The sequence below is a fragment of the Actinotalea solisilvae genome (assembly GCF_016464425.1).
GTDB classification, from domain to species: domain Bacteria; phylum Actinomycetota; class Actinomycetes; order Actinomycetales; family Cellulomonadaceae; genus Actinotalea; species Actinotalea solisilvae.
In genome coordinates, this window is record NZ_JADDKQ010000007.1 from 250,196 (window position 1) to 275,528 (window position 25,333).

The following is a 25,333-nucleotide window of genomic DNA, read 5'->3' on the forward strand; positions in this document are numbered from 1 at the left end:
TCGTCCGCCCGGTTGCGAATCGGGCGTGAAGGGTTCGTCACGCCTGGCGCGACGAACCCTTCACACAGCCCGCCGGGGCCGGCCGTCAGGCCTGGTCGGCGAGCGCGGCGACGACGCCGGCGCGGCTGTCGTCCTCGCTCGCGAGCACGCCGCCGTTGGCGACGACGTCGGGCGTGATCTCGGAGAAGACCATCCGGACGTCCTGGCGGCGCGCGCCGAGGATCTCGACCGCGCTGTCGGCGACGGCCTCGGCGAACGCGCGGCGCTGCTCGACGGTGCGGCCCTTGAGGAGCTCGACGGTGATGTTCGGCATGGCGGGTGCCTCTCGGACGGCGGTGGGGTCGTCGCGACGGCCGGCGGCCGCGCGGGGGTCAGAGCGTCGCGGTGGCGCGGAGCAGGAGCTCGACGATCTCCTCCTCGCGTCCGTCGCCCAGCCGGACGACGGGCACGGAGATGCTGATCGCGTCGCGCGTCCCGGTGCGGCCGCGCAGGGCGACGCCGAAGCAGCGCAGGCCGACCGTGGCCTCCTCGTCGTCGATCGCGTACCCGCGGCGGCGGACCTGCTCGAGGTCCTCCATGAGCCGCGCGGGGTCGGTGATCGTCTTGGGGGTCACGGCCTGGAGCTGCTCGGGCAGGTGCGCGAGCGCGCGGTCCGGCGGCATCTCCGCGAGGAGCGCCTTGCCGAGCGAGACCGCGTGGACCGGCAGCCGGCGCCCGACGGACGAGAAGAGGCGCAGCGGGTGGATCGACTCGCGCTTGGCGAGGTAGACGACGTCGCTGCCCTCGAGGCGGCCGAGGTGCACGGTCTCGCCCGTGCGCGCGGCGAGCTGGTCGAGGACGGCGGCGGTCTGCCGCACCACCGCGTCGCCGTCGACGTACGCGGAGCCCGCGAGCAGCGAGCGCAGGCCGAGGCCGTAGAGCGTGCCGGTGGCGTCCGTCTCGAGCCAGCCGCGCCACTGCATGGTCCGCAGGAGGGCGTGCATGCTGCTCTTCGGCACGTGCAGGTGCGCGGCGAGGTCGCGCAGGTTGAGGGGGCCCTCGGTCGCGAGGGTCTCGAGCACCTCGAGGACGCGCGCGGCCGACTTGACCGGGCGGTACTCGTCGGAGCCGTCGTCGCCGGCGTCCGGCTCCTCCGGCTCGGCGGCCGACGCCGCCCAGGCGTCCGTGGCTCTCGTCCTGGTACGACCGACACCCGCTGCCATGCGTCCACGCTAGCAGATGGCGTTCGCATACTTGACACGCGTTCGGTGTGCTGATTCAGTCAGGTCACCACCCGGTACTGAGTTCACAGTTGTGAACGGTCCGGCGACGAAGGGACTTCCCGCATGACGCCCGACGCCCCCGCGACGCTCGACGTCCGCCACGCCAGCGCCCCCGGGTCGTGCGAGACCGCGACCACCGCGGAGCTGCGCGAGCGCTTCGTGGTCTCGGGCCTGTTCGTCCCGGGCGAGGTCCGCGGGACGTACACCCACCACGACCGCCTGGTCGTCGCGGGCGCCACGCCGGCCGGCGACGCCGTCCTGCCCCTCGCGCTCGCCGACGACGGCCCGGTGGGCCCCGGCCCGGCCCTCGCGCACCGCGAGCTCGGCATCGTCAACCTCGGCGACGAGGGTGACGTGCTCGTCGACGGCGAGCCGCACCGCCTCGGCCGGCTCGACGCCGTCTTCGTCCCGCGCGGGCACGACGTCGCCTTCCGCGGCGAGGGCGCCCGCTTCTACCTCGTGTCCGCCACCGCGCACGCCGACGGCGAGGTCGGCGTCTTCCGCCGGTCCGAGGTCGAGCCCGTCGAGCTCGGCGACCAGGCGGGCGCGAGCCGACGCAGCCTCTACCGCTACGTGTGGGGCCCGGGCGGGCACCCGTCGAGCCAGCTCCAGCTGGGTGTCACCGTGATCGCCGAGGGCTCGGTCTGGAACACCATGCCGCCGCACCTGCACGAGCGCCGTACCGAGGTCTACTGCTACACGGGCCTCGGGTCGGGCGCGCGCGTGCTGCACGTGCTCGGCGAGCCCGGCCGCACGCGCCACGTCTGGCTCGAGGACGGCGAGGCCGTCATCAGCCCGCCGTGGTCCGTCCACGCGGGCGCCGGCACGGGCTCCTACGCGTTCGTGTGGGCGATGGCGGGCGAGAACCGCGAGTACACGGACCTGGCGCCGGTCGCGCTGGGTGACCTGTGAACGCCGTCGTGACCGCGGCCTCCGGGACCGGCGCCGCCGGCCCCGACGCCACCGACCCGTCCGTGCTCCCGGGCCTCGCCGCCTTCTCGCTCGTCGGCCGCCGGGCGCTCGTCACGGGCGCGGGCCGCGGCATCGGCCGCGCGCTCGCCCTGGGCCTCGCCGGCGCGGGCGCCGAGGTGGTCCTCGCGGGCCGGCCCGGCAGCTGCGGCGACACGCTCGCCGAGCTGGGCGCGCGCGGCGCCGTCGCGAGCGCGGTGGAGATCGACCTCGCGCACCCGGCCGAGATCGGCCCGCGCCTGCTCGACGCGCTCCCCGGCCCGGTCGACGTGCTCGTCAACAACGCGGGCACGATCACGCGCGACGACGCCGTCGAGATCGACCTGGCCGCGTGGAACGAGGTGCTCGACGTCAACCTCACCTCGCTCTTCCAGCTCACGCGGACCGTCGCGGTGCCCATGCTCGAGCGCGGCGCCGGCAAGGTCATCAACGTCGCGAGCCTCCTGTCCTTCCAGGGCGGGCTGCGCGTCGCGTCGTACGCGGCGAGCAAGCACGCCGTCGCCGGGCTGACGCGCGCGCTCGCCAACGAGTGGGCCGGCGCGGGCGTCCAGGTCAACGCGATCGCCCCCGGGTACATCGAGACCGACAACACGGCGCTCATCCGCGAGGACGAGGCGCGCCGCCGCAGCATCGACGACCGCATCCCCGCGGGGCGCTGGGGCCGGCCCGACGACCTCGTCGGCGCCACGGTCTTCCTCGCGTCGCGCGCGTCGGACTACGTCCACGGGCACGTGCTCGTCGTCGACGGGGGATGGATGGCCAGGTAGCAGGGGCAGCAGGGGGTCCGCGCAGGTCGGGCCGAGGGCAGCAGCCACGGTCTTGAGGTTCATCAATGGAGAGGAACTCGTCATGGCAGCACGGAGGAGCCGGGCCGGCGTCCCGGCGGTGGTCGGCGGCGTCCTGGGGGCGCTGCTCCTGGCCGGGTGCAGCGGCACCGCCAACGGGAGCGAGGGCACCGAGGGCACCGAGGGCACCGAGGACGGCACGGACACCGCGGCCGAGGGTGGCGCGTGCGCGCCCGAGGACGTCGTCCTCGTCGGCCAGGTACGCAACCAGACCAACCCCTACGAGGCGGCGTGGCTCGAGGGCGGCGACGCCTTCGCCGAGTCCGTCGGCCTCGAGCAGCAGACGCTCACCTACGACGGCGACTCCCAGCAGCAGCAGGAGCAGATCCGTCAGGTCCTCGCTGCGGGCGACATGTCCTGCACCGTCATCAACGCCCTGCCCAACGGCGACAGCGACACGACGCCGATCGTCGCCGCAGCCGACGAGGCCGGGGCGTGGCTCGTGACGCAGTGGAACAAGCCGGCCGACCTCGACCCGGCCGAGTACGACCGCTGGATCGCGCACCTCACCTACGACGGCCAGGAGTCGGGCTACCAGATCGCCAAGGCGATCTTCGAGGAGATGGGCGGCAGCGGCGGCGTCGTCGCGCTCCAGGGCATCCTCGACACGGCCGCGGCCCAGGACCGGTTCGCCGGCCTGCAGCGCGCGCTCGAGGAGTACCCGGACATCGAGCTGCTCGACGAGCAGACGGCGGACTTCGACCGGGCGACCGCGCTCGAGGTCACGCGCACGCTCCTCACGCAGCACGGCGACGCCATCGGCGGCGTGTGGGCGGCGAACGACGACATGGCGCTCGGCGCGCTCCAGGCCCTCGAGGCCGCGGGCGTCGACGGCGTGGCCGTCGCGGGCATCGACGCGGTGCCCGAGGCGCTCGACGCGATCGCCGACGGCTCGATGACCGCCACGGTCTCGAGCGACGGCCCGTGGCAGGGGGCCATCGGCCTCGCGATGGGCTACTGCGCCGCGACGGGCGAGCTCGACGTCGCCTCCGTGGACGCGGACGACCGGGCGTTCTACGCCGAGCAGTTCCTCATCACGGCCGACAACGTCGCCGAGTTCTCGGACCCCGAGCTCGACCTCGACGAGCTGTCCTGCGACTCGCTGTTCAGCCGCGCGACCGGGCCCATCGCCGGTTCGTGATGTCCGGCGACGTGACACCGCTCACCACGACGCGCTCCTCGGCGCCGGCGCCCCTCGCGGGTGCGCCGGCCCGGGGGGCGGGTGGTGACGCCCCGCCCCCGGCTGCGGGCGCCGGGCCTTCGACCCGCGGGGCGCGCCCCACGCGCAGCGCCGACCTCGTGCAGACCTGGGCGTCCCTGGCGGCGCTCGCCGTCCTGCTCGTCGTGTTCTCGGTCCTGAGCCCGCAGTTCCGCACGGTCGGCAACCTGCAGCAGATCGTCGACGCGGCCGCCGTGCTGGCCGTGCTCGCGACCGGCATCACCTTCGTGCTCCTGCTCGGCGCCATCGACCTCAGCATCCCCGGCGTCGTCGGCGCGTGCGCGATGACCGTGTCGCTGCTCGTCGCGAACTCGCGGACCGGGCTGGACCTCGGGCTGCTCGGCGTCGCGCTCACCGTCGCGCTGGGCGCGGCGTTCGGCCTGCTCTCCGGCGTGGTCTCGAGCCGGCTGCGCATCCCGACGTTCATGACGACGCTCGGGATCTCCGCGATCGGGCTCGGCGTCGCGACGATCCTCTTCGCGGGCCGGCGGCCCGTCGTCCTCGACGAGTCCCTGAGCGCCTGGGCCACCGGTCGGGTCGCCGGCTTCAGCGTCCTCAGCCTCGTCGCGATCGCGGCGGTCGCCGTCGGATGGGCCGTCCAGCGCTGGACGCGGATCGGTCGGCACGCGGTCGCCATCGGCGGCGCGGAGGACATCGTCGCGCTGTCCGGCGTGCGCGTCGCGCGGTACAAGACGCTCGCGTTCGCCGTCGCCGGCGCGTTCTACGGGCTCGGCGCCGTCATGGTGACCGCGCGGCTGGGCTCGGGCGTCGTCGAGGCGGGGGCGGGGCTCGACTTCGCCGCCATCACGGCGGCCGTCATCGGCGGGACGCTCCTCTCGGGCGGCCGCGGCGGCGTGCTGCAGTCCATGATCGGCGTGGTCGTGCTCACCGTGCTCGCGAACGGGCTCATCCTCGCGGGCGTCAGCCCGTACGTGCAGCAGGCCGTCCAGGGCGTCGTCGTGGTGGTCGCGGTCGCGGCCGCGACGTGGCCCGTCCGTCACCGGCTGGGAGTGGTCAAGTGAACGGTCCCGAGGCCGCCGTCGGCGCGCCCGTCCTGCCTGTGCTCGCCGTGCGCGGGGTGACCAAGCGGTACCCGGGCGTCGTCGCGCTCGACGGCATGGAGCTCGAGGTCCGCCCGCACGAGGTCGTGGGGCTGATCGGCGAGAACGGCGCCGGCAAGTCGACGCTGCTCAAGACGCTCGTCGGTCTCGCGCAGCCCGACGAGGGCCACCTCGAGGTGCGCGGCGAGCGCGTGCGCCTGCGCGGCGTCGCGCACGCCGCGTCGGTCGGCATCGGCATGGTCTTCCAGGAGCAGTCCTTGGTGCCCAACATCACGGTCGCCGAGAACATCCTGCTCGGCGCCGAGGGCGCGGCGGTCCGCGGCGGGCTGTTCCGGTGGCGGCGCATGGCTGCGCTCGCCCAGGTGCAGCTCGACAAGATCGGCTCGTCGGTCTCGCCGCTCGCGCGCACGGACAGCCTCACGTTCGCCGAGCGCCAGATGGTCGAGGTCGCCAAGGTCCTCGCGCTCGAGGAGCGCACCGCCCACGAGCCGGTCGTGCTGCTCGACGAGCCGACCAGCGTGCTCGAGCGCGAGGAGGTCGAGACCCTGTTCCGCCAGGTCCGCCGGCTCCGCGAGCGCGCGTCGGTGGTCTTCGTCTCGCACCGCCTCGACGAGGTGCTCGAGATCTCCGACCGCGTCTACGTGCTGCGCAACGGCCGCGTGGTCGCCGAGGTGGTGCCCGGCGAGGTCGACGCGACCGCGCTGCACCACCTGCTCATCGGGCGCGAGTCGACGCACAGCCACTACCACGACGAGGCCCAGGCGGACCCGGCCGAGGGCGTCCGGCTCCGGGTCCGCGACCTCGAGACGACGCGCTGCCGCAAGGTCTCCTTCGAGGTCCGCGCGGGCGAGGTGCTCGGCGTCGCGGGCGTGCAGGGCTCGGGGCGCGAGGAGCTGTGCCGCGCGCTGTTCGGCGCCCTGCCGGGCACGCGCGGCCAGGTCACGCTCGACGGCCGGCCCGTCCGGCTCGACTCGCCGCGCAGCGCCGTGCTCGCCGGCATCGGCTACGTGCCGTCGGAGCGGCGGACCGAGGGCGTCGTCGGCGCGATGTCGGTCAGGGAGAACCTGTCCATGGCCCACGTGGGCGCGGTGTGCCGCGGGCCACTCCTCGACGGTCACCGCGAGCGTGAGCTCGTCGACACGTGGATCCGCCGGCTCGCGATCCGCACGCCGTCCGGCGACTCCGCGATCGGCGGGCTCTCGGGCGGCAACCAGCAGAAGGTCGTGCTCGCGCGCTGGCTGGTCTCGCCGGACCTGCGCCTGCTCATCCTCGACCACCCCACCCGCGGGCTCGACGTCGGCGCCAAGTCCGAGGTCTACGAGCTCATCCGCGAGCTCGCCGCGTCGGGCTGCGCCGTGCTCCTGCTGTCCGACACCCTCGAGGAGGTGCTCGCGATGAGCCACCGCGTGCTCGTCATGAAGGACGGCGAGATCACCGGCTGCCTGGACGCCGCGCGCGGCGCCAAGCCCGACCCCGTCGCGATCATGGAGGTGATGGTGTGACCGGCGCCGTCGTGGAGACGCTCCCGCCGAGCGGCCGGCCGGGGGAGCCGACGTCGACCGCCCGCGCGGGCCGCTCGCGCCGTGAGGTCGCCCTGCTCGTCATGCCGTCCGTCGTGCTCGTCCTCCTCCTGCTCGCGCTCGCGACGCGGAACCCGGACCTGCTCGCGCCCGACAGCCTGCTCGCGATCGCCGACAGCGCCGCGCCGCTCACGGTGCTCGCGGTCGGCGTCACGCTCGTCATCCTCTGCGGGGGCATCGACCTGTCGATCGCCGCGCTCGCGGCGCTCTCGTCGGTCCTGCTCGCGCTCTGGATCCCGTCGATGGGCGCGGCCGCGGCGCTGCCGGTGGTCGCGGTCGCGACCCTCGCGGGCGCGGTCCAGGGGCTCGTGCACGTCCTGGCGAAGGTCAACTCCTTCATCGTCACGCTCGGCGGGCTCGCCCTGTGGTCCGGCCTCGCGCTCGTCATCTCGGGCGCGCGGACCGTGCCCGTCTCGGACCTCGGCGCGGTCCGGTGGGCGTTCACCGATGTCGCCGGCGTGCCGAGCGCGGTGCTCGTCGCGCTCGGCCTCGTCGCCGTGCTCGGCGCGGTCCTGCGGTTCACGCCCGCCGGCCGCTGGGTGCGCGCCGTCGGGCACGCCGAGCAGGCCGCCCGGCTCACGGGCATCCCCGTCGACGCCGTCAAGGTCGCGGTGTTCGCGGCGTCCGGGGCGTGCGCGGGGCTCGCGGGCGTCCTGCTCGTGGCGCGCACCTACAGCGGCGCCCCGAGCCTGGGCGCGACGCTCCTCCTCCCCGCCGTGGCCGCCGTCGTCGTCGGCGGGACCGCCATCACCGGCGGGCACGGCGGCATCGCGCGGACCGTCGTCGGCGCGCTCATCGTCATCGTCCTGCGCGTCGGGCTCTCGCTCGTCGGGGTCGACGCCGGCATCGAGTCCGTCATCTACGGCGTGCTGACCATCGGCGCCGTCGCCCTGACCATCGACCGCGCCAAGGTGGGTGTGCTCAAGTGACGCGCGCCCTCCCGCTGCACCCGCCCCACCGTCAGTACCGACCGAACCCGAACCGGAGAACACCGTGACGTCCACCGCCCTGTCCCGCACCGACCTCCTGCCCGGCGTGCAGGCCTTCCTGTCCTCCGAGCGGCGGCTGCTCATCGGCGACGAGTGGGTCCCGGCCGCGTCGGGGCGCACGTTCGCGACCCTCGACCCGGCCACCGGCGAGGCGCTCGTCGAGGTCGCGCACGGCGACGCCGTCGACGTCGAGCGCGCGGTCGCCGCGGCGAAGGCCGCGTTCGAGCCGGGCTCCGCCTGGCGCCGCACGACGCCGCGTCAGCGCGCGCGCCTCCTGTGGCGCGCGGCCGAGCTCGTCGACCAGCACGCCGACGAGCTCGCGCAGCTCGAGACGCTCGACAACGGCAAGCCGCTCGCGAGCTCGCTGGGCGACGTCGGCGTCGCGGCCGAGCTCTTCCGCTACTTCGCGGGCTGGGCGACGAAGATCGAGGGCACCACCATCCCCATGTCGGTCGAGGGGAAGAGCTATCTCGCCTACACGGTGCGCGAGCCCGTCGGCGTGGTCGGCGCGATCGTGCCGTGGAACTTCCCGCTGACGATGGCGTGCTTCAAGGTCATCCCCTCGCTCACCGCGGGCAACACCGTGGTGCTCAAGCCGGCCGAGCAGACGCCGCTCACGGCCCTGCGCCTCGGCGAGCTGCTGCTCGAGGCGGGCTTCCCGCCCGGCGCGGTCAACGTCGTCACGGGTTTCGGGGAGGCCGGCGCCGCGCTCGTCGAGCACCCGGACGTCGACAAGGTCGCGTTCACCGGCTCGACGGCGACCGGCAAGCGCATCGTCCAGGCCGCCGCGGGCAACCTCAAGAAGGTGTCCCTCGAGCTGGGCGGCAAGGCGCCCAACATCATCTTCGCCGACGCCGACCTCCCGGCCGCGATCGCGGGCTCCGCGCACGCGGGCTTCTTCAACCAGGGCCAGTGCTGCGTCAACGGCTCGCGCCTCTACGTCCAGCGCGACGTCTACGACGAGGTGGTCGAGGGGATCGCCCGCATCGCGCGCGACATCACGATCGGCAGCGGCTTCGACCCGAGCACCGACATGGGCCCGCTCATCACCGCCGAGCAGCAGTCCATGGTCCTCGGCCACGTCGAGCGCAGCATGGCCGATGGCGCCACGGCGGTCGCGGGCGGGGCGCGCGGCATCGACCAGGGGTTCTTCATGCAGCCGACGCTGCTCACGGGCGTCGGCGAGGACTGGCCGATGCAGCGGCTCGAGGTCTTCGGCCCGGTCGTCACGGCGACGCCGTTCGAGTCCGAGAACGAGGTCCTCCGCCTGGCCAACGACACGCGCTACGGCCTCGCCGCGGGCGTCTGGACGCGCGACGCCGGGCGTGCGCACCGCGTCGGCCACGCCCTGCGCGCCGGCACGGTGTGGCTCAACACGTGGCACGCCGACGACGTCGTGCTGCCGCGCGGCGGCTTCAAGGAGTCGGGCTGGGGCCGCGAGCTCGGGTCGTTCGGGCTCGACGACTTCACCGAGCTCAAGACCGTCATCTCCGACATCGGCTGAGCCCGCGCGCGCCGGGCAGCCGGCGCGCGCGGCGAGGGGAGCACCGTGCGAGGGAGCACGTCCGCCCGCCGGGGCGCGGTCGCCGCGATCGTCGCGGTGGCCGTGCTCGGCCCGGCCGCGCCCGCGGCGGCCCACGTGACGATCGAGGCCTCGACGACGGCGGCGGGCGCGACCGCGGTCCTCACGCTCACCGTGCCCCACGGCTGCGACGGGTCGCCGACGACGGCGGTCACGGTGCGCGTGCCCGACGAGGTCACCGCGGTGACACCGAGCGGGACGACCGCGTGGGCCACGGAGGTGCGCGCGGAGGCGGACGCGACGCTCGTCACCTACCGCGCCGCGTCGCCGCTGCCCGACGGCGAGCACGCCGTGCTCGAGCTCGGCGTGCGGCTCCCGGACGCCGAGGGCACGACCCTCGCGTTCCCGACCGTGCAGACGTGCGAGCAGGGCGAGGTGGCGTGGATCGAGGTCGCCGCCGCGGGCGCGAGCGCCGACGGGCTCGCGCGTCCGGCGCCCACGCTCGTGCTGACGGCACGCGACCCGGCCGCGCCGCCGCCTGCGGTCCCGACCGCTGCGCCCGGGACGTCGGCGTCCACCCCGACCGACGGGACCGCGGCTCCCGTCGCCGCAGCCGCGGGCGTGACGGCGCTGCTCGGGGCCGTCCTCGGCGGTGGTGCGCTCGTGCGACGGCGCCACCGGCCGTGAGGTCGGTCGCGGCCCGGCGCCTGGGCGGCGCCGTCGTCGTCGCGGCGGCGCTCGCGCTCGTCGTCGTCGGCGCCGGTCCGGCGGGCGCCCACGCCACGCTGCTCGGCACCGACCCCGCCCCCGGCGCCGTCCTCGAGGCCGCACCCGAGCGCGTCACCTTCACCTTCGACGAGGACGTCGTCGCGGTGCCCGCCGGCGTGCAGGTGCTCGACGCGCGGGGGGAGGTGGTCGCGTCGGCGGCGTCCGTCGCGGGCGCGCGGCTCGACGTCGACCTCACCGGACCCGTGGGCGACGGGACGCTCGTGGTCGTCTGGCGCGTCGTCTCCGCGGACGGCCACCCCCTCGGAGGGTCCCTGACCTTCTCGGTCGGCGCCCCGAGCACGACCGCGCCCGACGTCGCCGCGGACCCGGGCGGGCCGACGCGCGCCCCGCCCGTCCTCGCCGCCGCCCGCGCGGGCGGCTACGTCGGCCTGCTGCTCGCCGTGGGCCTCGTCGCGTTCGCGATCCTGGCCCTCGCCGCGACGCCCGACGCCGGCCGCGCCCGGCGCCGCGTCGTCGTGAGCGCGCGCGGCGCCGCCGCCCTCGCCGCAGCCGGGTGGCTCGTCGCCCTCCCGCTCACCGCGTCCTACCAGCTCGGCCGGCCGTCGTCCGTGACGGCACCGGTGTGGGCCGCGCTCGCGGCCGCGCAGTACGGCGTCGCGGCAGCCGTCGTGCTCGGGGTGGCGGCCTCCGTCGCGCTCCTGGGTGGCGGGGCGCCGGCGGGCCCCCGGGCGGCCGCGGCGCTCGTCGCCGCGACGGTGGCGGCGGGCGCCCCCGCGCTCACGGGCCACACGCGCGCGGCGAGCCCCGAGGCGCTCGTCGTCGGCGTCGACGTGCTGCACCTGCTCGCCGCGGCGGTGTGGCTCGGCGGGCTGGTCGGCCTCGTGCTCGCGCTCACGGCGCTACCGGCGCGCGGGTCGGCCGTGGTTGCGGTGCTCGCGCGGTTCTCCGCGTCCGCCGCCGGGCTGCTCGCGCTCCTCGTCGCGAGCGGGGGCCTGCTCGCGTGGCGGGTCGCGGGGTCGTGGGCCGCGCTCGTCGGGACGGGGTACGGGCGGCTGCTGCTGCTCAAGGTCGGCATCGCGGCGGTCGCCGTCGGCGTCGCGGCGTGGAACCGGTTCGTCCTGCTCCCGCGCGTGCAGGCGCCGGTCCGCGGGGCGGACCCGCGCGCGGGCCGCCGCCTCGTCGCGCGCTCGGTCGGCGCCGAGGCGGCGCTGCTCGTCGGCGTCGTGCTCGTCACGGGCGTGCTGGTCGACACGAGCCCCGAGGAGCCCGCGGGGTCCGTCGCCGTCGCGCCCGTGGCGGCGCGCAGCACCGAGCTCGGGGACGTGGTGGTCGCCGCCGACGTCACGCCCGGCGTGCCCGGGCCGACGACCGTGACGATCCGGCTCGAGCACCCCGACGGCGGGCCGGCCGAGGGGGTCCAGTCGCTGAGCGCGCGGCTGTCGTCCGACACGGTCGACCTCGGCGACGTGCCGCTGACGTTCGTCGGCCCGGGCACCTACGCCGCGCCCGTCGTGCTGCCCGCGCCCGGGACCTGGCGGCTGCAGGTGTCCGTGCGGCGCGGCGAGTTCGACAACCCGGTGACGACGCTCGAGCTCGTCGTGGGCTGAGCCGGCCCGTCAGGCGCCGGGGGCGTGCATCTGCGCGAGCTGGATGAGGTTGCCGCACGTGTCGTCCAGCACGGCCGTCGTCACCGGGCCCATGTCCACAGGCTCCTGCGTGAAGCGGACGCCCAGGCCCACGAGGCGCTCGTGCTCCGCCCGGACGTCCGTCACGCCGAACGACGTGAACGGGATCCCGTCCGCCACGAGGGCGTCGCGGAACGGGGCGACGGCGGGGTGCTCGGACGGCTCGAGCGAGATCTCGGGACCCTCGGGCTGCTCGGGGGAGCCGACCGTGAGCCAGCTGTGCTCGCCCAACGGGATCTCGGTCCGCTTCTCGAACCCGAGGACGTCGGTGTAGAAGCGCAGTGCCTTCTCCTGGTCGTCGACGAAGACGCTCATCACGGTGATGCGGGGCATGGCGGACCTGCCTTCCGGTGGGGCCATCGCTCGGTGATGGCGGTGAGGGGTGACGTGTCGACGTGGTGGAACGTGTAGCGGCCCTCGCGGTGGACCGTGACGAGGCCCGCCTGCTCGAGCACGGCGATGTGCTGGGACACCGCCTGGCGCGACGACGTCAGGCCGTGCCGCGCGACGAGCCGCGTGCACAGCTCGAAGAGCGTCTGGCCGTCGTGCTCGACGAGCTCGTCGAGGATCGCCCGCCGCGTCCCGTCGGCGAGCGCCTTGAAGACGGCGTCGTCCATGGGTCGACGATAGGCAAGCGAATGCTTGCATGTCAATGGATCGGGATGGACGGCGGGCGGACCGGGTGGGTCGTGGGCTGCGTTAGGCTGGTCCACGACCCCTCGTACGGCGTCACCCCGCTGAACTCCCCCAGGGCCGGAAGGCAGCAAGGGCAGGTGGGCTCTGGCGGGTGTGCGGGGGGTCCTCGCTTGCCCGGGCGCACGCGCGCGGGCCGTGCGTGCGACCCAGGTCGGACGACGCGCCGCCCACGGTCGCACGGGGCGCCCGTCACGAGGGTCCCGTCGGGCGACGCGCCGCGCCCGCCGCCCGGCGACGCTGGTCCCATGACCGTGCCGCCGCCTCCGCCCCCGCCCGCCGCGTCCCTCGCACCCGCACCGCCCCCGGCCCTCGTCGGCCACGCGACCCCCGGCGCTGCGCCGGTCGGTCCGCCGGCGTCCCCCGGGGCGCCCCGCGCCGCGCGCCTCAGCGCGCGCGGCCTGGTCAAGACCTTCGGCACGACGACGGCGCTCGCGGGCGTCGACGTCGACCTCGCCGCGGGGGAGTCGCTCGCGGTCATGGGCCCGTCGGGCTCGGGCAAGTCGACGCTGCTGCACTGCCTCGCGGGCATCCTCCCGCCCGACCACGGCGAGGTCACGCTCGAGGGCCGCGCGGTCGGCGCGCTCTCGGACCGCGAGCGGTCCCTGCTGCGCCGCGCGCACTACGGCTTCGTGTTCCAGTTCGGCCAGCTGCTGCCCGAGCTGCCCGCCGAGGAGAACGTCGCCCTCCCGCCCATGCTGCTCGGCGCCCCGCGCGCCCGCGCGCTCGCCGACGCGCGCCAGTGGCTCGTCGCGCTCGGCCTCGGGGGCATGGAGCGCCGCCGGCCGGGTGAGCTGTCGGGGGGTCAGGCGCAGCGCGTCGCCGTCGCGCGCGCGCTCATCACGGGGCCCGACGTCGTCTTCGCCGACGAGCCGACCGGTGCGCTCGACCAGGCGACCGGCGCCGACGTCATGCGCGTGCTCACCGAGGCGACCCGCGCCGCCGGCGCCTCGCTCGTCGTCGTCACCCACGACGAGAACGTCGCGCGGTGGTGCTCGCGCCGGATCGAGGTCCGCGACGGCCGGGTCGTGGCCTCGTGAGGACGGTCTGGGCCCTCGCGCACGGTCCGCTGCGCGGGGCGCCGGGACGCGCGCGGGGCCGCGCGGGCGCCCGCCTCACGCCGGGCGTCCTCGCGGTCGTGGGCTTCGCGGTGACGACGGCGTTCGCCCTGAGCGTCGTCGGAGGGCTCCTGGGCTTCACGGGACGGGCCGAGGACCCCACGTCCGCGCTCATGGCCGACCTCGCGCCGACCTACGTGACGCTCGCGTGGATCGCCGTCGTGCTCCTCGTCGTGCCGCTCGTGACGCTGGGCGCGGGCGCCGCGCGGCTCGGCGTCGCGCGTCGCGACGCGCGCCTCGCGACGCTGCGCCTCCTCGGCGCGACGGGCGGCGAGGTCGTCGCGCTCACCGTGCTCGAGACCGCGCGCCAGGGCCTCGTCGGCGCCGCCGTCGGCGTCGTCGGCTACGGCCTGCTGCTGCCGGTGTTCTCCAGCATCCCCTTCATGGGGCAGGCGTTCAGCGCCGGCGAGCTGTGGGTCGGGCTGCCGGCGATCGGCATCGCGCTCGCCGCCGTGCCGCTCGTCGCAGCGCTGAGCGCGGCCGTGTCGCTGCGCCGCGTCGTGGTGACGCCGCTGGGCGTCGCACGCCGCACGACGCCGCCCGGCCTGCGCTGGGTGCGCGGGATCGCCGTCGTGCTCGCGGTGGTGGCGTTCGCCGCCGTCGCGAAGCTCAACCTCGGCATGGAGGGGGCGGTCGTCACCGTCGTCCTGCTCGGGCTGCTGGGCCTGGTCCTCGGCGCGATCAACCTCGCGGGCCCGTGGCTCATCGGCCTCATGGCCCGGCTCATGGTGCGGCGCGCGTCGACGCCCGCACGCCTGCTCGCGGGTCGTCGCCTGCTCGACGACCCGCGGGCGGCCTGGCGGGTCGTCGCCGGGCTCGGCCTGGGCGGCTTCGTCGCGGGCATCGTGTCCGTGCTGCCGGCGGTCGCGCAGTCCGACGGCGACCCCGCGAGCGACCTCCTCGCGCAGGACATGCTGACGGGCGGCATCCTCACGCTCTCCATCGCGTTCGTCGTCGCGGCGGCGTCGGCGGGGATCGCGCAGGCGGCGTCGGTGCTCGACCGGCGCCAGGAGTACGCGCTCCAGCACCTCGCCGGTGTGCCGGCCGAGCTCTTCGACGCGGTGCGCCGCCGGGTCGTGATCGCCCCGCTCGTGCTCGTGGCCGGGACGTCGGCGGCGGTCGGCCTGGGCGTGCTGCTGCCGCTCTTCGGGCCGGCGCTCGTCACGGCGCCGCAGGGACTGGTCGTGCTCGTGCTCTGCCTGCTGCTCGGCGGGCTGCTCGTGGTGGGCGCAGCCGAGACGAGCCGCCCGCTCCTGCGCGCCGTGCTGCGCGAGACGGACGTCCGCCCTGGCTGAGCGGGCGGCACGCGCGCGCCTCGCGGCGGGACGACCGGAGACGTCGTCCCGCCGCGCGCGGTCAGGCGTCGGCGACCGGCAGGCACACCTCGGTGACCCAGTCCGCCGGGTCCGGGGCGTCCATCGGGCCGACGCGGTAGACGTTGAACATCGGGCCGGCGAGGCGCAGGCCCTGCTCGCCGGTGTACCGGCCGAGGGCCTCGGTCGCGGCGCCCATGCCGTCGTAGGAGCCGTGCAGCGTCGCGACGGCGACGCTCGTCTGCGGGACCTCGACGCAGCGCACGCCGTCGACAGCGTCGAACGGCCCGGCGACGTCGAGCTGCACCTCCACGTCGGCGTCGTGCTCGACGTACTCGTCGTCGTGGAAGACGGCGACCGAGCGCGCGTCGGGCGCGGGCGCGACGCCGGCCCGGCCGAGCCCGGCCATGAGGCGCTGCCAGAGCAGCCCTTCGTCGGCGTAGGTCGGGATCGTGCCGCGCACCGACGCGACCGTCCGCGCGGGGAGAGTGGTGGTGGTGACCGGGATGGACATCGTGACCTCCAGCTGGGTGATGAGGTGGTCCACCTCCCTGATCCGGGCGTGGATCCCGGCGGCGTCGTCGACCAGGCGGATGCGCTGCCGCTCGAGGACCGCGCGCAGCGCCGACGGGTCGTCGACGTGCGGCATGACACCGCCCATCTCCGCGACGCCCACGCCGGCGTCCCGCAGCACCCGGACCCAGTGCGCGAGACGCAGCAGGTCGGGCGCGTAGGAGCGGAAGCCGGTCCAGGGGTCGACGCGGGTCGGGTGCAGGACGTCGTGGTCGTCGTAGTAGCGGAGCATGCGGATGCTCAGCTGCGACAGGCGCGAGAACTCGCCGATGGTCAGCAGGCGCTCGCCGGTGGGAGGCATGGTCACACGCCACTCTCTGACACCGTGGTAGACGCAAGAAGGGGCTTACGGCCTTCGCGCACTCAGCCCTCGACGCCCGTGGTCTCGTGCGACGACCCGACCGGCTTCGACTCGGGTGAGCCGCGCTCGCGCAGGTAGATGGCCAGCACCACCATGCTCGCCACGGCGAGGAACTCCGACTGCCAGTTCTGGAACGTGCGGTTCCAGAACTCCGGCAGGCCGAGGTACTGCGTCCAGGTCACGGTGTCCTCGAGCTCGCGCAGCCGCGCCTCGTTGTACGCGGTCGCGCCCGTGATCGACTGCGCGAGCCACGAGAGCGCGAACAGCGTGCCCATGACGAGGCTCAGCGAGTGCGAGTAGACGGACAGCCGCCACCCGCGCACGCGCGCCCACGCGGGGGAGTCCGGCGTCGAGTGCTCCGCGACCTTCTGCTTCTCGTCGGACTCCCGCCCGACGTCCTCGACCTTCTTGGACTCGGGGGACCCCTTCTGCACGAGCCACACGGTCGCGAAGAGGAACAGCAGGAACTGCAGGTACTCCGACTGCCAGTTCTCCGCGACGTCGACCGCGAACACCGACGACGTCAGGTACTGGCCGAGCGTGACCGGCTCCAGCCCGGCGCCGCGCTGCTCCTCGTTGAAGTACGCGAGGCCGGTGAGCGCCTGGCCCACGAGGGTGAGGACGAAGAGCGTCCCGAAGAACAGGGTGAGGCCCTGGTCGCGGAGCAGGGTGCGCAGGCGGCTCATCGCTGCAGCAGCCCGAGCGCGACGAAGTACGCGAGGCCCAGCAGGGCCCAGCCGACGAGGACCACGAACATGACGCGCACGGCTCAGCCCCTCTCGATCGAGCACTCGTACGGCTGGTCCGTCCGGGGCGTGCAGCCCGCGGCGGTCACGAGCCACGTGTCGCCGCTGAGCGTGAGGAACACGGTGTCGCCGTCGAGCCGGACCTGGGCCTGGCGGCCGTACGCGTGGGTCTCCTGCGCCGCGCTCCCGGCGGCCTGGGCGACGTCCTCGGCGACGTCGGGCTCGAGGACGGCCTCCTCGCATGCGCTCGACCACTCGCTCTCGAGGCCCTGGACGGCGGACGGCGCGAGCAGGGTGCACGCCGCGGCGCCGTCGCCGTCGGCCACGGCGGTCGCGAAGGCCTCGGCGACGGCGGCGGCGGCGGGAGCGTCCGGGGCGGCCGCGCAGCCGGCGACGAGCGCGAGGACCGTGGCCGCCCCGGCGACCCTGCGCGCGGCCTGGCCGCTCACGCCGCCGGCCGTGCGGCGGGTCGTGGGCCCGAAGGTGGTCATGGACGCACCGTAGCGACGGCCCGACGCGGTCGCCCTTCGAGGTGGGGGGACCTCCCGGGCCTCGGTACGCCCCCGCGCAGGCCGTCCGCCCGGGCCGTCCACGGGACGCCGACGGCGGTCCCGCCGTGTCGGCGGCGGCGTCTACGCTCGGTGCCGTGAGCACAGCCCTCTACCGCCGCTACCGGCCCGACACCTTCACCGAGGTGATCGGCCAGGAGCACGTGACGGAGCCGCTCATGCAGGCGCTCAAGGCCGACAAGGTGACGCACGCCTACCTGTTCTCGGGCCCGCGCGGCTGCGGCAAGACGACGTCGGCACGCATCCTCGCGCGCTGCCTCAACTGCGCCGAGGGCCCGACGCCGAACCCGTGCGGGCGGTGCGAGTCCTGCCGCGAGCTGGGGCGCGGCGGCCCGGGCAGCCTCGACGTCGTCGAGATCGACGCGGCGAGCCACGGCGGCGTGGACGACGCGCGCGACCTGCGCGAGCGCGCGACCTTCGCGCCGGCCCGCGACCGGTTCAAGATCTTCATCCTCGACGAGGCCCACATGGTCACGTCGCAGGGCTTCAACGCGCTCCTCAAGATCGTCGAGGAGCCCCCGCCGCACATCAAGTTCATCTTCGCGACCACCGAGCCGGACAAGGTCATCGGCACCATCCGCTCGCGCACGCACCACTACCCGTTCCGGCTCGTCGGGCCCGCGACCCTCCAGCCCTACCTCCAGGAGCTGTGCGACACCGAGGGCGTCACGGTCGGCTCGGGCGTGCTGCCGCTCGTCGTCCGCGCGGGCGGCGGCTCGGTGCGCGACTCCCTCTCGGTGCTCGACCAGCTCGTCGCGGGCGCGGACGAGGGCGGCATCGACTACGAGCGCGCGGTCGCGCTCCTCGGCTACACGCACGCTGCCCTGCTCGACGACGTCGTCGACGCGGTCGCCGCGCGGGACGGCGCGAGCGCGTTCCGGGTGGTCGAGCGGGTCATCGCGTCCGGCCACGAGCCGCGGCGCTTCGTCGAGGACCTGCTCGAGCGCCTGCGCGACCTCATCGTCATCGCCGCGGCCGGCGAGTCCGCGCAGGCCGTGCTGCGGGACCTGCCCGCCGACCAGCTCGAGCGCATGCGCTCGCAGGCGTCGGTGCTCGGCCCGGCCGAGCTGTCGCGCTCGGCCGACCTCGTCAACGCCGCGCTCACCGAGATGACCGGCGCGACGTCGCCGCGCCTGCACCTCGAGCTCCTCGTCGCACGCCTCCTCCTGCCCGCGGCCGACGACGGCGCGCTGGGCCTGGGCGCGCGGCTCGACCGCGTCGAGCGGCAGGTCGCGTCCGGGGTCCCCGCGGGAGCCGTCCACGCCGCGCCCGGCGCGGTCGTGGGCAGCGTCACCCCGGCGCCGGCCGTGCGGACCGCGCCGGCGGCACCGGCCGCTCCGGTGGCGACGTCCGTGCCCCCCGAAGTGCCCGCCGCCCCGACCACGCCCGCCGCGCCGACGCCCCCCTCGCAGCCCGGCGCCCCGGCCGAGCCGGTGCCGTCCGAGCCTGCGGCGCCCGGACCGTCCGGCCCGTCGGTGCCGTCGCGGCCCTCCGCCCCGACGGTCCCTTCGACGCCGTCCGAGCCCGTCGTGCCCGCGCGCCCGTCGGAGCCCGTCGTCCCCGCGGTGCCGAGCGAGCCCTCACGACCGGTGGACCCGACCGAGCCGGACGAGCCCGACGTGCCCGACGAGCCGGACGAGACGGTCCCCGCAGGGCCCGACGGGCCGGTCCCCGCAGAGCCCGGCGCCGCGGCGCCGGACGAGCGTCGGCCGTCGGAGCCGTCGGAGCCCGACGTCCCCGCGACGAGCGAGCCGTCGGCGGCCGACGCCGGCGGCGGAGCTGTGCCGCCCGCGGCTCCCGCGGCTCCCGCGGCGGTCGCGGCGCCGGGCGTCGACGCCGAGACCGTGCGCCGCCGCTGGCCGGAGGTGCTCCAGACCCTGCGCGGCCTGCGCATGGCGACGTGGGTCCTCGTCAGCCAGAACGCCCAGGTCGGCGAGGTCACGGCGGACCGCCTCGCGCTCGCGTTCACCACGCCGCAGCTCGCGACGACCTTCCGCAGCGGGCCGCACCCCGAGAACGTGCAGCGCGCGCTGCACGAGACGCTCGGCCTGACCGTGCGCGTCGAGACCACGCTCGCCGAGAGCGCGTCGGCCGCGCCGACCGCGGCCGGTCCCGCCGCGGCCGCGGAGCCGGCGCCCTCGGCCGCACCGAGCCGCATCTCGACCGCGGCCGCCGAGGCGTCGTGGGACAGCCCGGCCGCGACGCCGCCACCCGCCGAGCGCGACGCCCCCCGCGGGCGCACGGGCGACGCCGGCCCGCCGCACGGCGCGCGGGCCGCGGGGGCGCCGGCCGCGTCGCAGGGCACCGCGCGAGAGAGTGCGGGTCGCCCCGGGGCGCGACCCGACGGGCGCCCGGCCGGCACGCCCGCGTCCGACGGCGTCCCGGACGGCCCCGAGCCGGACCCCGAGCCGGAGCCGCCGCTCCCGAGCGGCGGGGGCCGCCGACCGCCCCTGCGCGTCCCGGAGGGCGCGGGTCCGCGCGTGCAGCAGGACCGTCAGGCGCCCCGGCGCCGCCCCGAGGACGACGGCGCCGACGCGAGCCCCGACGACCCGGACCTGCTGTCCACGGGCCTCGTGGGCGCCCCGCTCGTCGCCCAGATGCTCGGCGGCAGCGTCATCGACGAGATCCTCGAGGACCCGCGCTGACCCGCACGAGCCGTGTCGTGCTCATGTGCGGCCCGGCCGGCTCGGGCAAGTCGACCTACGCGCGCGAGCTCGAGCGCGCGGGCATGGTGCGGCTGTCGTTCGACGTCGAGCTCTGGCACCGCGGCGTCAGGACCATGCCGCCCCCGGACGACCTCCGGGCCGAGGTCGAGGCCCAGCTGCGCGCGCGCCTGCTCGAGCTCGTCGCAGCCGGACGCGACGTCGTCCTCGACTTCTCCTTCTGGTCGCGGCGCATGCGCGACGACTACCGCGCCCTGCTGGCGCCCGCCGGCGTCGTGCCCGAGACGGTGTACCTCGCGACCGACCGGGACACCGCGCTGTCCCGCGTGAGCGCGCGCACCGGGAGCCACGCGGACGACTACGCGCTCCACCCGGACCTCGCCGCGCAGTACGTCGAGGGCTTCGAGCCGCCGACACCCGACGAGGGCCCGCTCGAGGTGGTGCGCACGCCGCAGGCGTCCCCGGACGCGCCGGCCTAGCGGTCAGGACACCTGGGCGGGGGCGGCCGGCTCGGCCGCGCCGCGCGCGAGCGCCGCGTGCTCGGTGCGCTCGAGGAACGCGTGGATCGTGGTCCGGCTCCGGCTCAGGCACGCGATCCGCGCGTCGAGGTCGCGCAGCTCGTCGGCGAGCATCTCGGCGACCGCGAGCGGGCAGGACTCGGCGAGCGCGTCGGACTCGGCGGCCTCGAGGTCGAGCACGACCTTGATGAGGCGCGTCGGCATGCCGGACCGGACGAGCAGCGCGACGCGCTCGACGCGCGCGACGTCCTCCTCGGCGTAGGTGCGGTACGTGTTGGCCGAGCGCCCGGGCGCGAGGAGACCCTGCTGCTCGTAGTAGCGCAGCAGGCGGGTCGAGACGCCCGTCCGCTCGGACAGCTCGCCGATCTTCACGTCCGGCCCCCTCGTCACGTCCCGCCCCGCCCGGCGCGCGCCGGGCGGCGCGCACCCCTTGACCTTGACACTGATGTCAAAGTCTACGGTCCGGACATGGACACGGACACCCCCACCACCCCGCGCGCGACGGCGGCCGCCGCACCCGCGGTGGGCCTGCCGTGGCCGAGCCTGCTCGTGCTCGGCGCGGCGACGTTCCTCGTGGTCACGGGCGAGATGCTGCCGACGGCCGTGCTCCCCCAGATGAGCGCGGACCTCGGCGTGCCGCCCGCGCGGACGGGGCTGCTGGTCTCGCTCTGGGCGGCGACCGTGGTCGTCCTCAGCTTCCCGCTGGTCCGCCTCACGCGACGCTGGGAGCGGCGCCGCGTCATCGCGGGCGCGCTCGCGGTCTTCGGCGTCGCGAGCGTGCTCACGGCGCTCGCAGACTCCTTCGCGGCGGCAGCGGCGGCGCGGGTCCTGGGTGCCGCGACCACCGGTCTGCTCTGGGCGGTCGTCAACGCGCACACCGCGGCGGTCGCCGGCGAGCGGCACCTCGCGCGGGCGGTCGCCGTCGTCCTCGGCGGGGCCACGCTGGGCACGGTGGTCGGCGTGCCGGCCGTCAACGTGGTCGCGCGCGTCGCCGACTGGCGGATCGGCTTCGTCGCGCTCGGCGTCGCGGCCGCCGCGCTCGCCGTGGCGATCCCCCGCGTCGTCGCCCCCGCCGACGACGTCGTCGGCAGCCCCGCCCCGGACGCGCGCGGCGCCCGAGCCCTCGGGCCGGTCGTCGCGGTCACCGCCCTCGTCGGGCTCGTGCTCGTCGGCCACTTCGCGGCGTTCACGTTCGTCACGACGCTCGTCGACGGCACCGCGGCGCACGTGCCGGGCGGCGTGAGCGGCGTCCTCCTCCTCTTCGGCGTGGTCTCGGCCCTCGGCGTCGCGCTGGTCGGCCGCGTGCCGGACGCGCGCACCGCGGCAGCGCTCGCGGCCGCGACGTCCCTCGTCGCCGTCGCGCTGCTCGGGCTCACCGTGCTCGGCGCGCACCCGGCGCTCGGCCTCGGCGTCGTCGTGCTCTGGGCGCTGAGCACCGGGGCGCTCCCCCCGCTCGCGCAGACGACCATCCTGCGCCTCGCGGGGCCAGGCCTGCGCGCCACGGCCGCGACGCTCATCCCCGTGACGTTCAACCTGGGGATCGCCGTGGGGGCCGCGCTCGGCAGCGCCGCGACGGCCCGGCTGGGCGCCGAGGGCGTCCCGGCGCCGGCCGCGGCGGTCGTCGTCGTCGCGGGGGTCGGCCTCGCCGCGACGGCGCGACGGGACGCGCGCGCCCGCCGCTCGCGGCCCGCCCGCACGCCGTAGGGTGGAGACGTGTACGAGGGCGCGGTCCAGGACCTGATCGACGAGCTCGGGCGGCTGCCCGGGGTCGGTCCGAAGAGCGCCCAGCGCATCGCGTTCCACCTCCTCGCCGCGGACCCGGCCGACGTCCGGCGCCTCGCCGACGCGCTCACCGAGGTCAAGGCGCGCGTCCAGTTCTGCGCCGTGTGCGGCAACGTCTCGCAGGAGGAGCTGTGCCGGGTCTGCCGCGACCCGCGCCGCTCGGTCACGACCATCTGCGTCGTCGAGGAGCCCAAGGACGTCGTCGCCATCGAGCGCACGCGGGAGTTCCGCGGGCGGTACCACGTGCTCGGCGGCGCCATCAACCCGATCGACAACGTGGGTCCCGACGACCTGCGCATCAAGGAGCTCATGAGCCGCCTCGCGGACGGGACGGTCACCGAGGTCATCCTCGCGACCGACCCGAACGTCGAGGGCGAGGCGACGGCGACCTATCTCGCGCGGCTGCTGGTCCCCATGGGCCTGACGGTCACGCGCCTCGCCTCCGGCCTGCCGGTCGGCGGAGACCTGGAGTACGCCGATGAGGTCACGCTGGGGCGGGCCTTCGAAGGACGGAGGCGCATCAGTGCCTGACCAGCCCGAGCTCCCGACGCAGCCCGGTCCGGAGGACCGCGCCGACGTCCCCGCCAACGCGCCCGCGGACCTGCGCGACGTCGCGGACCAGGTCGCGCGCGAGTCCCGCGCCTTCCTCACCACCGTCACCGAGGTCGCGGCGAACAACAACCCCGACGCGGCGATCGCGCTCCTCCTGCTCGCGGTGTCCGACGTGCTCGCGGGCGGCGCGCGCCTGGGCGCGATGGTCGACGTCGTGCCGGCCGAGCGGTTCGAGCCCGACCTCGGGCCCGACCCGGACCTCGACCCCCTGCGCGCCGCGCTCGAGAACGTGCTCGACGGCATCGACGACTACTCCGAGGTCGACGACCCGGTGCTCGGCGGCGAGGTCGTGACGTCGACGGTCTCGGGCGACCTCGTGCTCGTCGCCGAGGCGCTCGCGCAGGGCCTGCGCCACTACGAGGCGGGCCGCGTCATCGAGGCGCTGTGGTGGTGGCAGTACTCCTACCTGTCGAGCTGGGGCGACCGCGCGTCCGCCGTGCTGCGCGTGCTCCAGGCCGTCCTCGCGCACCTGCGCCTCGACGTGGACGACGACGTCGCCGCGGAGGCGGAGTTCCAGGCGCTCCACCCCTGAGCGGCGCGCGCACGGACTGACCCGCGGCGCGTGGGCGCCGGCTACACGCCGCCGACGCTGCCCAGCAGGGGTGCCAGGGCGTCCCAGCGGCCGATCTCGCAGCCGTTCGTGCGCGAGAACCGGGCGCTCACGGGTGCCCCGTCCACCGTGCCCTCGACCGTCGCGACCTGCGGGCCGCCGTACTGCTCGGTGCACATCTCGTCGCGCGGCGGCGCCTCGAACGCCGTGGGCCCGGCGAGGGCCAGGGCCGCGCACGCGGCGGCGGCGTCCGGGTGGTCGCCGCCCGGCGGCTCGCACGTGAGCGTCAGGGTGCGGCTCGTGCCCGAGCCCGTCTCGTCGAGCGTGATGGTGAGCTCTGCGCCGACCGCGGCGGGCGTCGCGCGGGACGGCGTCGGGCTCGACGTCGGGCTCGACGGCGGCGCGGTGGGCGAGGGGTCCGCTCCGGCGGGGGACGACGGTGCGCCGCCGGGCTCGCCGGACGTCGTCGCGCACGCGCCGAGCAGCAGCGCCGCAGCCGCGATCGGGATCATCCGGGTCCGCATGCTCCACCACCTCCGCGTCCCATCCTCTCAGCCCGGATGCCGGACGCCCCGACGTCCGACAGATGAGCCGGATCTATGCTTCGACGGCCCGGGCCGCGTCCCCACGCCGCCGGGCGCACCCCCTGCTCGTCCCTGGAACGCCCGACCTCGACCCCGGAGCTCCACCGTGGCCCTCATCGTGCAGAAGTACGGCGGGTCGTCCGTCTCGGACGCCACCGCCATCAAGCGCGTGGCCAAGCGCATCGCGGAGGCGCGGCGCGCGGGCGACGACGTGGTCGTGGTGGTCTCCGCGATGGGCGACACGACGGACGAGCTCATCGACCTGGCCAACGAGATCTCGCCGATGCCGCCGTCGCGCGAGATGGACATCCTGCTGACGGCGGGCGAGCGCATCTCGATGTCGCTCCTCGCGATGGCGATCGCGAACCTCGGCGTCGAGGCGCAGTCGTTCACGGGCCAGCAGGCGGGCGTCATCACGGACGACGCGCACGGCCGCGCGCGGATCATCGACGTCAAGGCGAGCCGCATCCGCCAGGCGCTCGACGCGGGCAACGTCGCGATCGTCGCGGGCTTCCAGGGCGTCACCGAGCACACCAACGACGTCACGACGCTCGGCCGCGGCGGCTCGGACACGACCGCCGTGGCGATCGCGGCAGCGGTCGGCGCCGACGTCTGCGAGATCTACACCGACGTCGACGGCGTGTTCACCGCGGACCCGCGCATCGTGCCGAGCGCGCGCAAGCTCGACCGCATCACCTACGAGGAGATGCTCGACATGGCGGCGAGCGGCGCGAAGGTGCTCATGCTCCGATGCGTCGAGTACGCGCGCCGGAACAAGGTGGTGATCCACGTGCGTTCCTCGTTCTCGGGGCACACGGGCACGCTCGTCACCGACCAGCCTGCTGAACCTGCCGAGGGAGAGGGACCCATGGAGCAGCCGATCATCTCCGGCGTCGCGCACGACCGGAGCGAGGCCAAGGTCACGGTCGTCGGCGTCCCTGACGTCCCGGGCACGGCGGCCCAGATCTTCGAGACCGTGGCCGCCGCGGGCGTGAACATCGACATGATCGTCCAGAACGTGTCGGCCGCCTCGACGGGCCTCACGGACATCTCCTTCACGCTCCCGGCGACCGACGGCCAGCGCGCGACGGCGGCGCTCGGCGCGGCCCAGCAGCAGATCGGGTTCGCGTCGCTCCAGTACGACGACACGATCGGCAAGCTCTCGCTCATCGGCGCGGGCATGAAGTCGCACCCGGGCGTCTCCGCCAAGCTCTTCGGGGCCCTGCGCGACGCCGGCATCAACATCGAGATGATCTCGACGTCGGAGATCCGCGTCTCGGTCGTGACGCGGGCCGACCAGCTCGACGACGCGGTGCGCGCCGTGCACACCGCGTTCGACCTCGACTCCGCCGACGGCGAGGCCGTCGTCTACGGCGGGACAGGACGGTAG

Annotated in this window: 26 protein-coding genes and 1 other RNA gene; 18 read left to right on the plus strand and 9 right to left on the minus strand. The window is 75.8% G+C overall.

All coding sequences use genetic code 11. The features are described from left to right. Nucleotides 1-85 precede the first annotated feature (85 nt). Both JIG38_RS08100 and JIG38_RS08105 read right to left on the minus strand, forming a co-directional pair. The gene (locus JIG38_RS08100; RefSeq protein ID WP_199423249.1) at nucleotides 86-313 is read right to left on the minus strand and encodes a tautomerase family protein; all 228 of its coding nucleotides are present in this window, start codon (nucleotides 311-313) and stop codon (nucleotides 86-88) included. A gap of 58 nt (nucleotides 314-371) precedes the next feature. Then, a complete protein-coding gene (locus JIG38_RS08105; RefSeq protein WP_199423250.1) occupies nucleotides 372-1,202 on the minus strand; it encodes an IclR family transcriptional regulator in 831 nt (276 codons plus the stop codon). A gap of 123 nt (nucleotides 1,203-1,325) precedes the next feature. Here JIG38_RS08105 and kduI point away from each other — a divergent pair, with 123 nt between their 5' ends. The 9 genes from kduI to JIG38_RS08150 all read left to right on the plus strand — a co-directional run bounded on the left by kduI (nucleotide 1,326) and on the right by JIG38_RS08150 (nucleotide 11,783). Then, nucleotides 1,326-2,174 carry a 5-dehydro-4-deoxy-D-glucuronate isomerase gene (gene kduI / locus JIG38_RS08110; RefSeq protein ID WP_199423251.1) on the plus strand — a complete coding sequence of 283 codons (849 nt, stop codon included), beginning with the start codon at nucleotides 1,326-1,328 and terminating at the stop codon, nucleotides 2,172-2,174. 62 nt (nucleotides 2,175-2,236) lie between these two features. Beyond that, nucleotides 2,237-2,998: an SDR family oxidoreductase gene (locus JIG38_RS08115; protein WP_199423332.1), complete on the plus strand. Its 762-nt coding sequence runs from the start codon at nucleotides 2,237-2,239 to the stop codon at nucleotides 2,996-2,998. A gap of 82 nt (nucleotides 2,999-3,080) precedes the next feature. After that, nucleotides 3,081-4,217, plus strand: coding sequence for a sugar ABC transporter substrate-binding protein (locus JIG38_RS08120; protein ID WP_199423252.1), 1,137 nt, complete (start codon nucleotides 3,081-3,083; stop codon nucleotides 4,215-4,217). A 158-nt stretch (nucleotides 4,218-4,375) separates the two neighbouring features. Beyond that, nucleotides 4,376-5,317: an ABC transporter permease gene (locus JIG38_RS08125; protein WP_307844692.1), complete on the plus strand. Its 942-nt coding sequence runs from the start codon at nucleotides 4,376-4,378 to the stop codon at nucleotides 5,315-5,317. Next, a complete protein-coding gene (locus tag JIG38_RS08130; protein WP_307844694.1) occupies nucleotides 5,314-6,858 on the plus strand; it encodes a sugar ABC transporter ATP-binding protein in 1,545 nt (514 codons plus the stop codon). The genes JIG38_RS08125 and JIG38_RS08130 overlap by 4 nt, the downstream gene beginning before the upstream one ends. Beyond that, nucleotides 6,855-7,865 carry an ABC transporter permease gene (locus JIG38_RS08135; RefSeq protein ID WP_199423253.1) on the plus strand — a complete coding sequence of 337 codons (1,011 nt, stop codon included), beginning with the start codon at nucleotides 6,855-6,857 and terminating at the stop codon, nucleotides 7,863-7,865. Before JIG38_RS08130 ends, JIG38_RS08135 begins: the two co-directional genes overlap by 4 nt. Nucleotides 7,866-7,929: 64 nt before the next feature. After that, entirely contained in the window at nucleotides 7,930-9,429 is a 1,500-nt protein-coding gene (locus tag JIG38_RS08140; RefSeq protein ID WP_307844695.1) for an aldehyde dehydrogenase family protein, read from the plus strand. A gap of 45 nt (nucleotides 9,430-9,474) precedes the next feature. After that, on the plus strand, nucleotides 9,475-10,134 hold the full coding sequence (locus JIG38_RS08145) for a YcnI family protein (RefSeq protein ID WP_199423254.1): 660 nt from the start codon (nucleotides 9,475-9,477) through the stop codon (nucleotides 10,132-10,134). After that, complete coding sequence (locus JIG38_RS08150; protein ID WP_199423255.1) at nucleotides 10,131-11,783, plus strand: copper resistance CopC/CopD family protein; 1,653 nt, start codon at nucleotides 10,131-10,133, stop codon at nucleotides 11,781-11,783. The genes JIG38_RS08145 and JIG38_RS08150 overlap by 4 nt, the downstream gene beginning before the upstream one ends. A 9-nt stretch (nucleotides 11,784-11,792) precedes the next feature. Here JIG38_RS08150 and JIG38_RS08155 read toward each other — a convergent pair whose 3' ends face one another. Both JIG38_RS08155 and JIG38_RS08160 read right to left on the minus strand, forming a co-directional pair. Next, nucleotides 11,793-12,194, minus strand: a complete 402-nt coding sequence (locus JIG38_RS08155) for a VOC family protein (protein WP_199423256.1) — start codon at nucleotides 12,192-12,194, stop codon at nucleotides 11,793-11,795. After that, nucleotides 12,176-12,478, minus strand: coding sequence for an ArsR/SmtB family transcription factor (locus JIG38_RS08160; protein WP_199423257.1), 303 nt, complete (start codon nucleotides 12,476-12,478; stop codon nucleotides 12,176-12,178). The genes JIG38_RS08155 and JIG38_RS08160 overlap by 19 nt, the downstream gene beginning before the upstream one ends. A gap of 93 nt (nucleotides 12,479-12,571) precedes the next feature. Here JIG38_RS08160 and ffs point away from each other — a divergent pair. From ffs to JIG38_RS08175, 3 genes are all read left to right on the plus strand, one after another. Continuing rightward, nucleotides 12,572-12,668: signal recognition particle sRNA small type (gene ffs, locus JIG38_RS08165), an RNA gene on the plus strand. A gap of 134 nt (nucleotides 12,669-12,802) precedes the next feature. Next, complete coding sequence (locus tag JIG38_RS08170; RefSeq protein ID WP_199423258.1) at nucleotides 12,803-13,594, plus strand: ABC transporter ATP-binding protein; 792 nt, start codon at nucleotides 12,803-12,805, stop codon at nucleotides 13,592-13,594. Next, entirely contained in the window at nucleotides 13,591-14,967 is a 1,377-nt protein-coding gene (locus JIG38_RS08175; protein WP_199423259.1) for an FtsX-like permease family protein, read from the plus strand. The genes JIG38_RS08170 and JIG38_RS08175 overlap by 4 nt, the downstream gene beginning before the upstream one ends. Before the next feature lie 61 nt (nucleotides 14,968-15,028). Here the strand turns inward: JIG38_RS08175 and JIG38_RS08180 are convergent, their stop codons facing one another. The 3 genes from JIG38_RS08180 to JIG38_RS08190 form a co-directional block, all read right to left on the minus strand. Beyond that, a complete protein-coding gene (locus tag JIG38_RS08180; protein WP_233404681.1) occupies nucleotides 15,029-15,859 on the minus strand; it encodes a MerR family transcriptional regulator in 831 nt (276 codons plus the stop codon). Nucleotides 15,860-15,921: 62 nt separating this feature from the next. After that, on the minus strand, nucleotides 15,922-16,605 hold the full coding sequence (locus JIG38_RS08185; protein ID WP_199423261.1) for a DUF6766 family protein: 684 nt from the start codon (nucleotides 16,603-16,605) through the stop codon (nucleotides 15,922-15,924). An 83-nt stretch (nucleotides 16,606-16,688) separates the two neighbouring features. Continuing rightward, the gene (locus JIG38_RS08190; RefSeq protein ID WP_199423262.1) at nucleotides 16,689-17,156 is read right to left on the minus strand and encodes a hypothetical protein; all 468 of its coding nucleotides are present in this window, start codon (nucleotides 17,154-17,156) and stop codon (nucleotides 16,689-16,691) included. Between the two features lie 155 nt (nucleotides 17,157-17,311). Here JIG38_RS08190 and JIG38_RS08195 point away from each other — a divergent pair, with 155 nt between their 5' ends. Both JIG38_RS08195 and JIG38_RS08200 read left to right on the plus strand, forming a co-directional pair. Beyond that, nucleotides 17,312-19,879: a DNA polymerase III subunit gamma and tau gene (locus JIG38_RS08195; protein ID WP_199423263.1), complete on the plus strand. Its 2,568-nt coding sequence runs from the start codon at nucleotides 17,312-17,314 to the stop codon at nucleotides 19,877-19,879. Between the two features lie 23 nt (nucleotides 19,880-19,902). Further along, nucleotides 19,903-20,376 (plus strand): P-loop nucleotide/nucleoside kinase family protein, encoded by a 474-nt coding sequence (locus tag JIG38_RS08200; RefSeq protein ID WP_199423336.1) that lies wholly within the window; start codon nucleotides 19,903-19,905, stop codon nucleotides 20,374-20,376. A gap of 3 nt (nucleotides 20,377-20,379) precedes the next feature. On the opposite strand, the gene JIG38_RS08205 is transcribed toward JIG38_RS08200, so the two are convergent. Next, on the minus strand, nucleotides 20,380-20,787 hold the full coding sequence (locus tag JIG38_RS08205; RefSeq protein ID WP_199423264.1) for a MerR family transcriptional regulator: 408 nt from the start codon (nucleotides 20,785-20,787) through the stop codon (nucleotides 20,380-20,382). A gap of 96 nt (nucleotides 20,788-20,883) precedes the next feature. Between JIG38_RS08205 and JIG38_RS08210 the strand changes: the two genes are divergently transcribed. The 3 genes from JIG38_RS08210 to JIG38_RS08220 are packed head-to-tail and all read left to right on the plus strand — an operon-like array spanning nucleotide 20,884 to nucleotide 23,341. Beyond that, on the plus strand, nucleotides 20,884-22,119 hold the full coding sequence (locus JIG38_RS08210) for an MFS transporter (protein ID WP_199423265.1): 1,236 nt from the start codon (nucleotides 20,884-20,886) through the stop codon (nucleotides 22,117-22,119). Nucleotides 22,120-22,128: 9 nt separating this feature from the next. Beyond that, the gene (gene recR / locus JIG38_RS08215; RefSeq protein ID WP_199423266.1) at nucleotides 22,129-22,728 is read left to right on the plus strand and encodes a recombination mediator RecR; all 600 of its coding nucleotides are present in this window, start codon (nucleotides 22,129-22,131) and stop codon (nucleotides 22,726-22,728) included. Beyond that, nucleotides 22,721-23,341 carry a DUF5063 domain-containing protein gene (locus JIG38_RS08220; RefSeq protein WP_307844700.1) on the plus strand — a complete coding sequence of 207 codons (621 nt, stop codon included), beginning with the start codon at nucleotides 22,721-22,723 and terminating at the stop codon, nucleotides 23,339-23,341. Before recR ends, JIG38_RS08220 begins: the two co-directional genes overlap by 8 nt. Nucleotides 23,342-23,382: 41 nt before the next feature. Here JIG38_RS08220 and JIG38_RS08225 read toward each other — a convergent pair whose 3' ends face one another. Beyond that, nucleotides 23,383-23,883, minus strand: a complete 501-nt coding sequence (locus JIG38_RS08225) for an SSI family serine proteinase inhibitor (protein WP_199423268.1) — start codon at nucleotides 23,881-23,883, stop codon at nucleotides 23,383-23,385. 166 nt (nucleotides 23,884-24,049) lie between these two features. Between JIG38_RS08225 and JIG38_RS08230 the strand changes: the two genes are divergently transcribed. Next, on the plus strand, nucleotides 24,050-25,333 hold the full coding sequence (locus tag JIG38_RS08230; RefSeq protein WP_199423269.1) for an aspartate kinase: 1,284 nt from the start codon (nucleotides 24,050-24,052) through the stop codon (nucleotides 25,331-25,333).

Excerpts from the sequence above, each read along its gene's own strand:
- JIG38_RS08100 (WP_199423249.1), bottom strand. The coding sequence starts at position 313 with ATGCCGAACATCACCGTCGAGCTCCTCAAGGGCCGCACCGTCGAGCAG.
- JIG38_RS08105 (WP_199423250.1), bottom strand. The coding sequence starts at position 1,202 with ATGGCAGCGGGTGTCGGTCGTACCAGGACGAGAGCCACGGACGCCTGG.
- kduI (WP_199423251.1), top strand. The coding sequence starts at position 1,326 with ATGACGCCCGACGCCCCCGCGACGCTCGACGTCCGCCACGCCAGCGCC.
- JIG38_RS08120 (WP_199423252.1), top strand. The coding sequence starts at position 3,081 with ATGGCAGCACGGAGGAGCCGGGCCGGCGTCCCGGCGGTGGTCGGCGGC.
- JIG38_RS08155 (WP_199423256.1), bottom strand. The coding sequence starts at position 12,194 with ATGCCCCGCATCACCGTGATGAGCGTCTTCGTCGACGACCAGGAGAAG.
- JIG38_RS08160 (WP_199423257.1), bottom strand. The coding sequence starts at position 12,478 with ATGGACGACGCCGTCTTCAAGGCGCTCGCCGACGGGACGCGGCGGGCG.
- JIG38_RS08170 (WP_199423258.1), top strand. The coding sequence starts at position 12,803 with ATGACCGTGCCGCCGCCTCCGCCCCCGCCCGCCGCGTCCCTCGCACCC.
- JIG38_RS08180 (WP_233404681.1), bottom strand. The coding sequence starts at position 15,859 with ATGCCTCCCACCGGCGAGCGCCTGCTGACCATCGGCGAGTTCTCGCGC.
- JIG38_RS08185 (WP_199423261.1), bottom strand. The coding sequence starts at position 16,605 with ATGAGCCGCCTGCGCACCCTGCTCCGCGACCAGGGCCTCACCCTGTTC.
- JIG38_RS08190 (WP_199423262.1), bottom strand. The coding sequence starts at position 17,156 with ATGACCACCTTCGGGCCCACGACCCGCCGCACGGCCGGCGGCGTGAGC.
- JIG38_RS08200 (WP_199423336.1), top strand. The coding sequence starts at position 19,903 with ATGTGCGGCCCGGCCGGCTCGGGCAAGTCGACCTACGCGCGCGAGCTC.
- JIG38_RS08210 (WP_199423265.1), top strand. The coding sequence starts at position 20,884 with ATGGACACGGACACCCCCACCACCCCGCGCGCGACGGCGGCCGCCGCA.
- JIG38_RS08225 (WP_199423268.1), bottom strand. The coding sequence starts at position 23,883 with ATGCGGACCCGGATGATCCCGATCGCGGCTGCGGCGCTGCTGCTCGGC.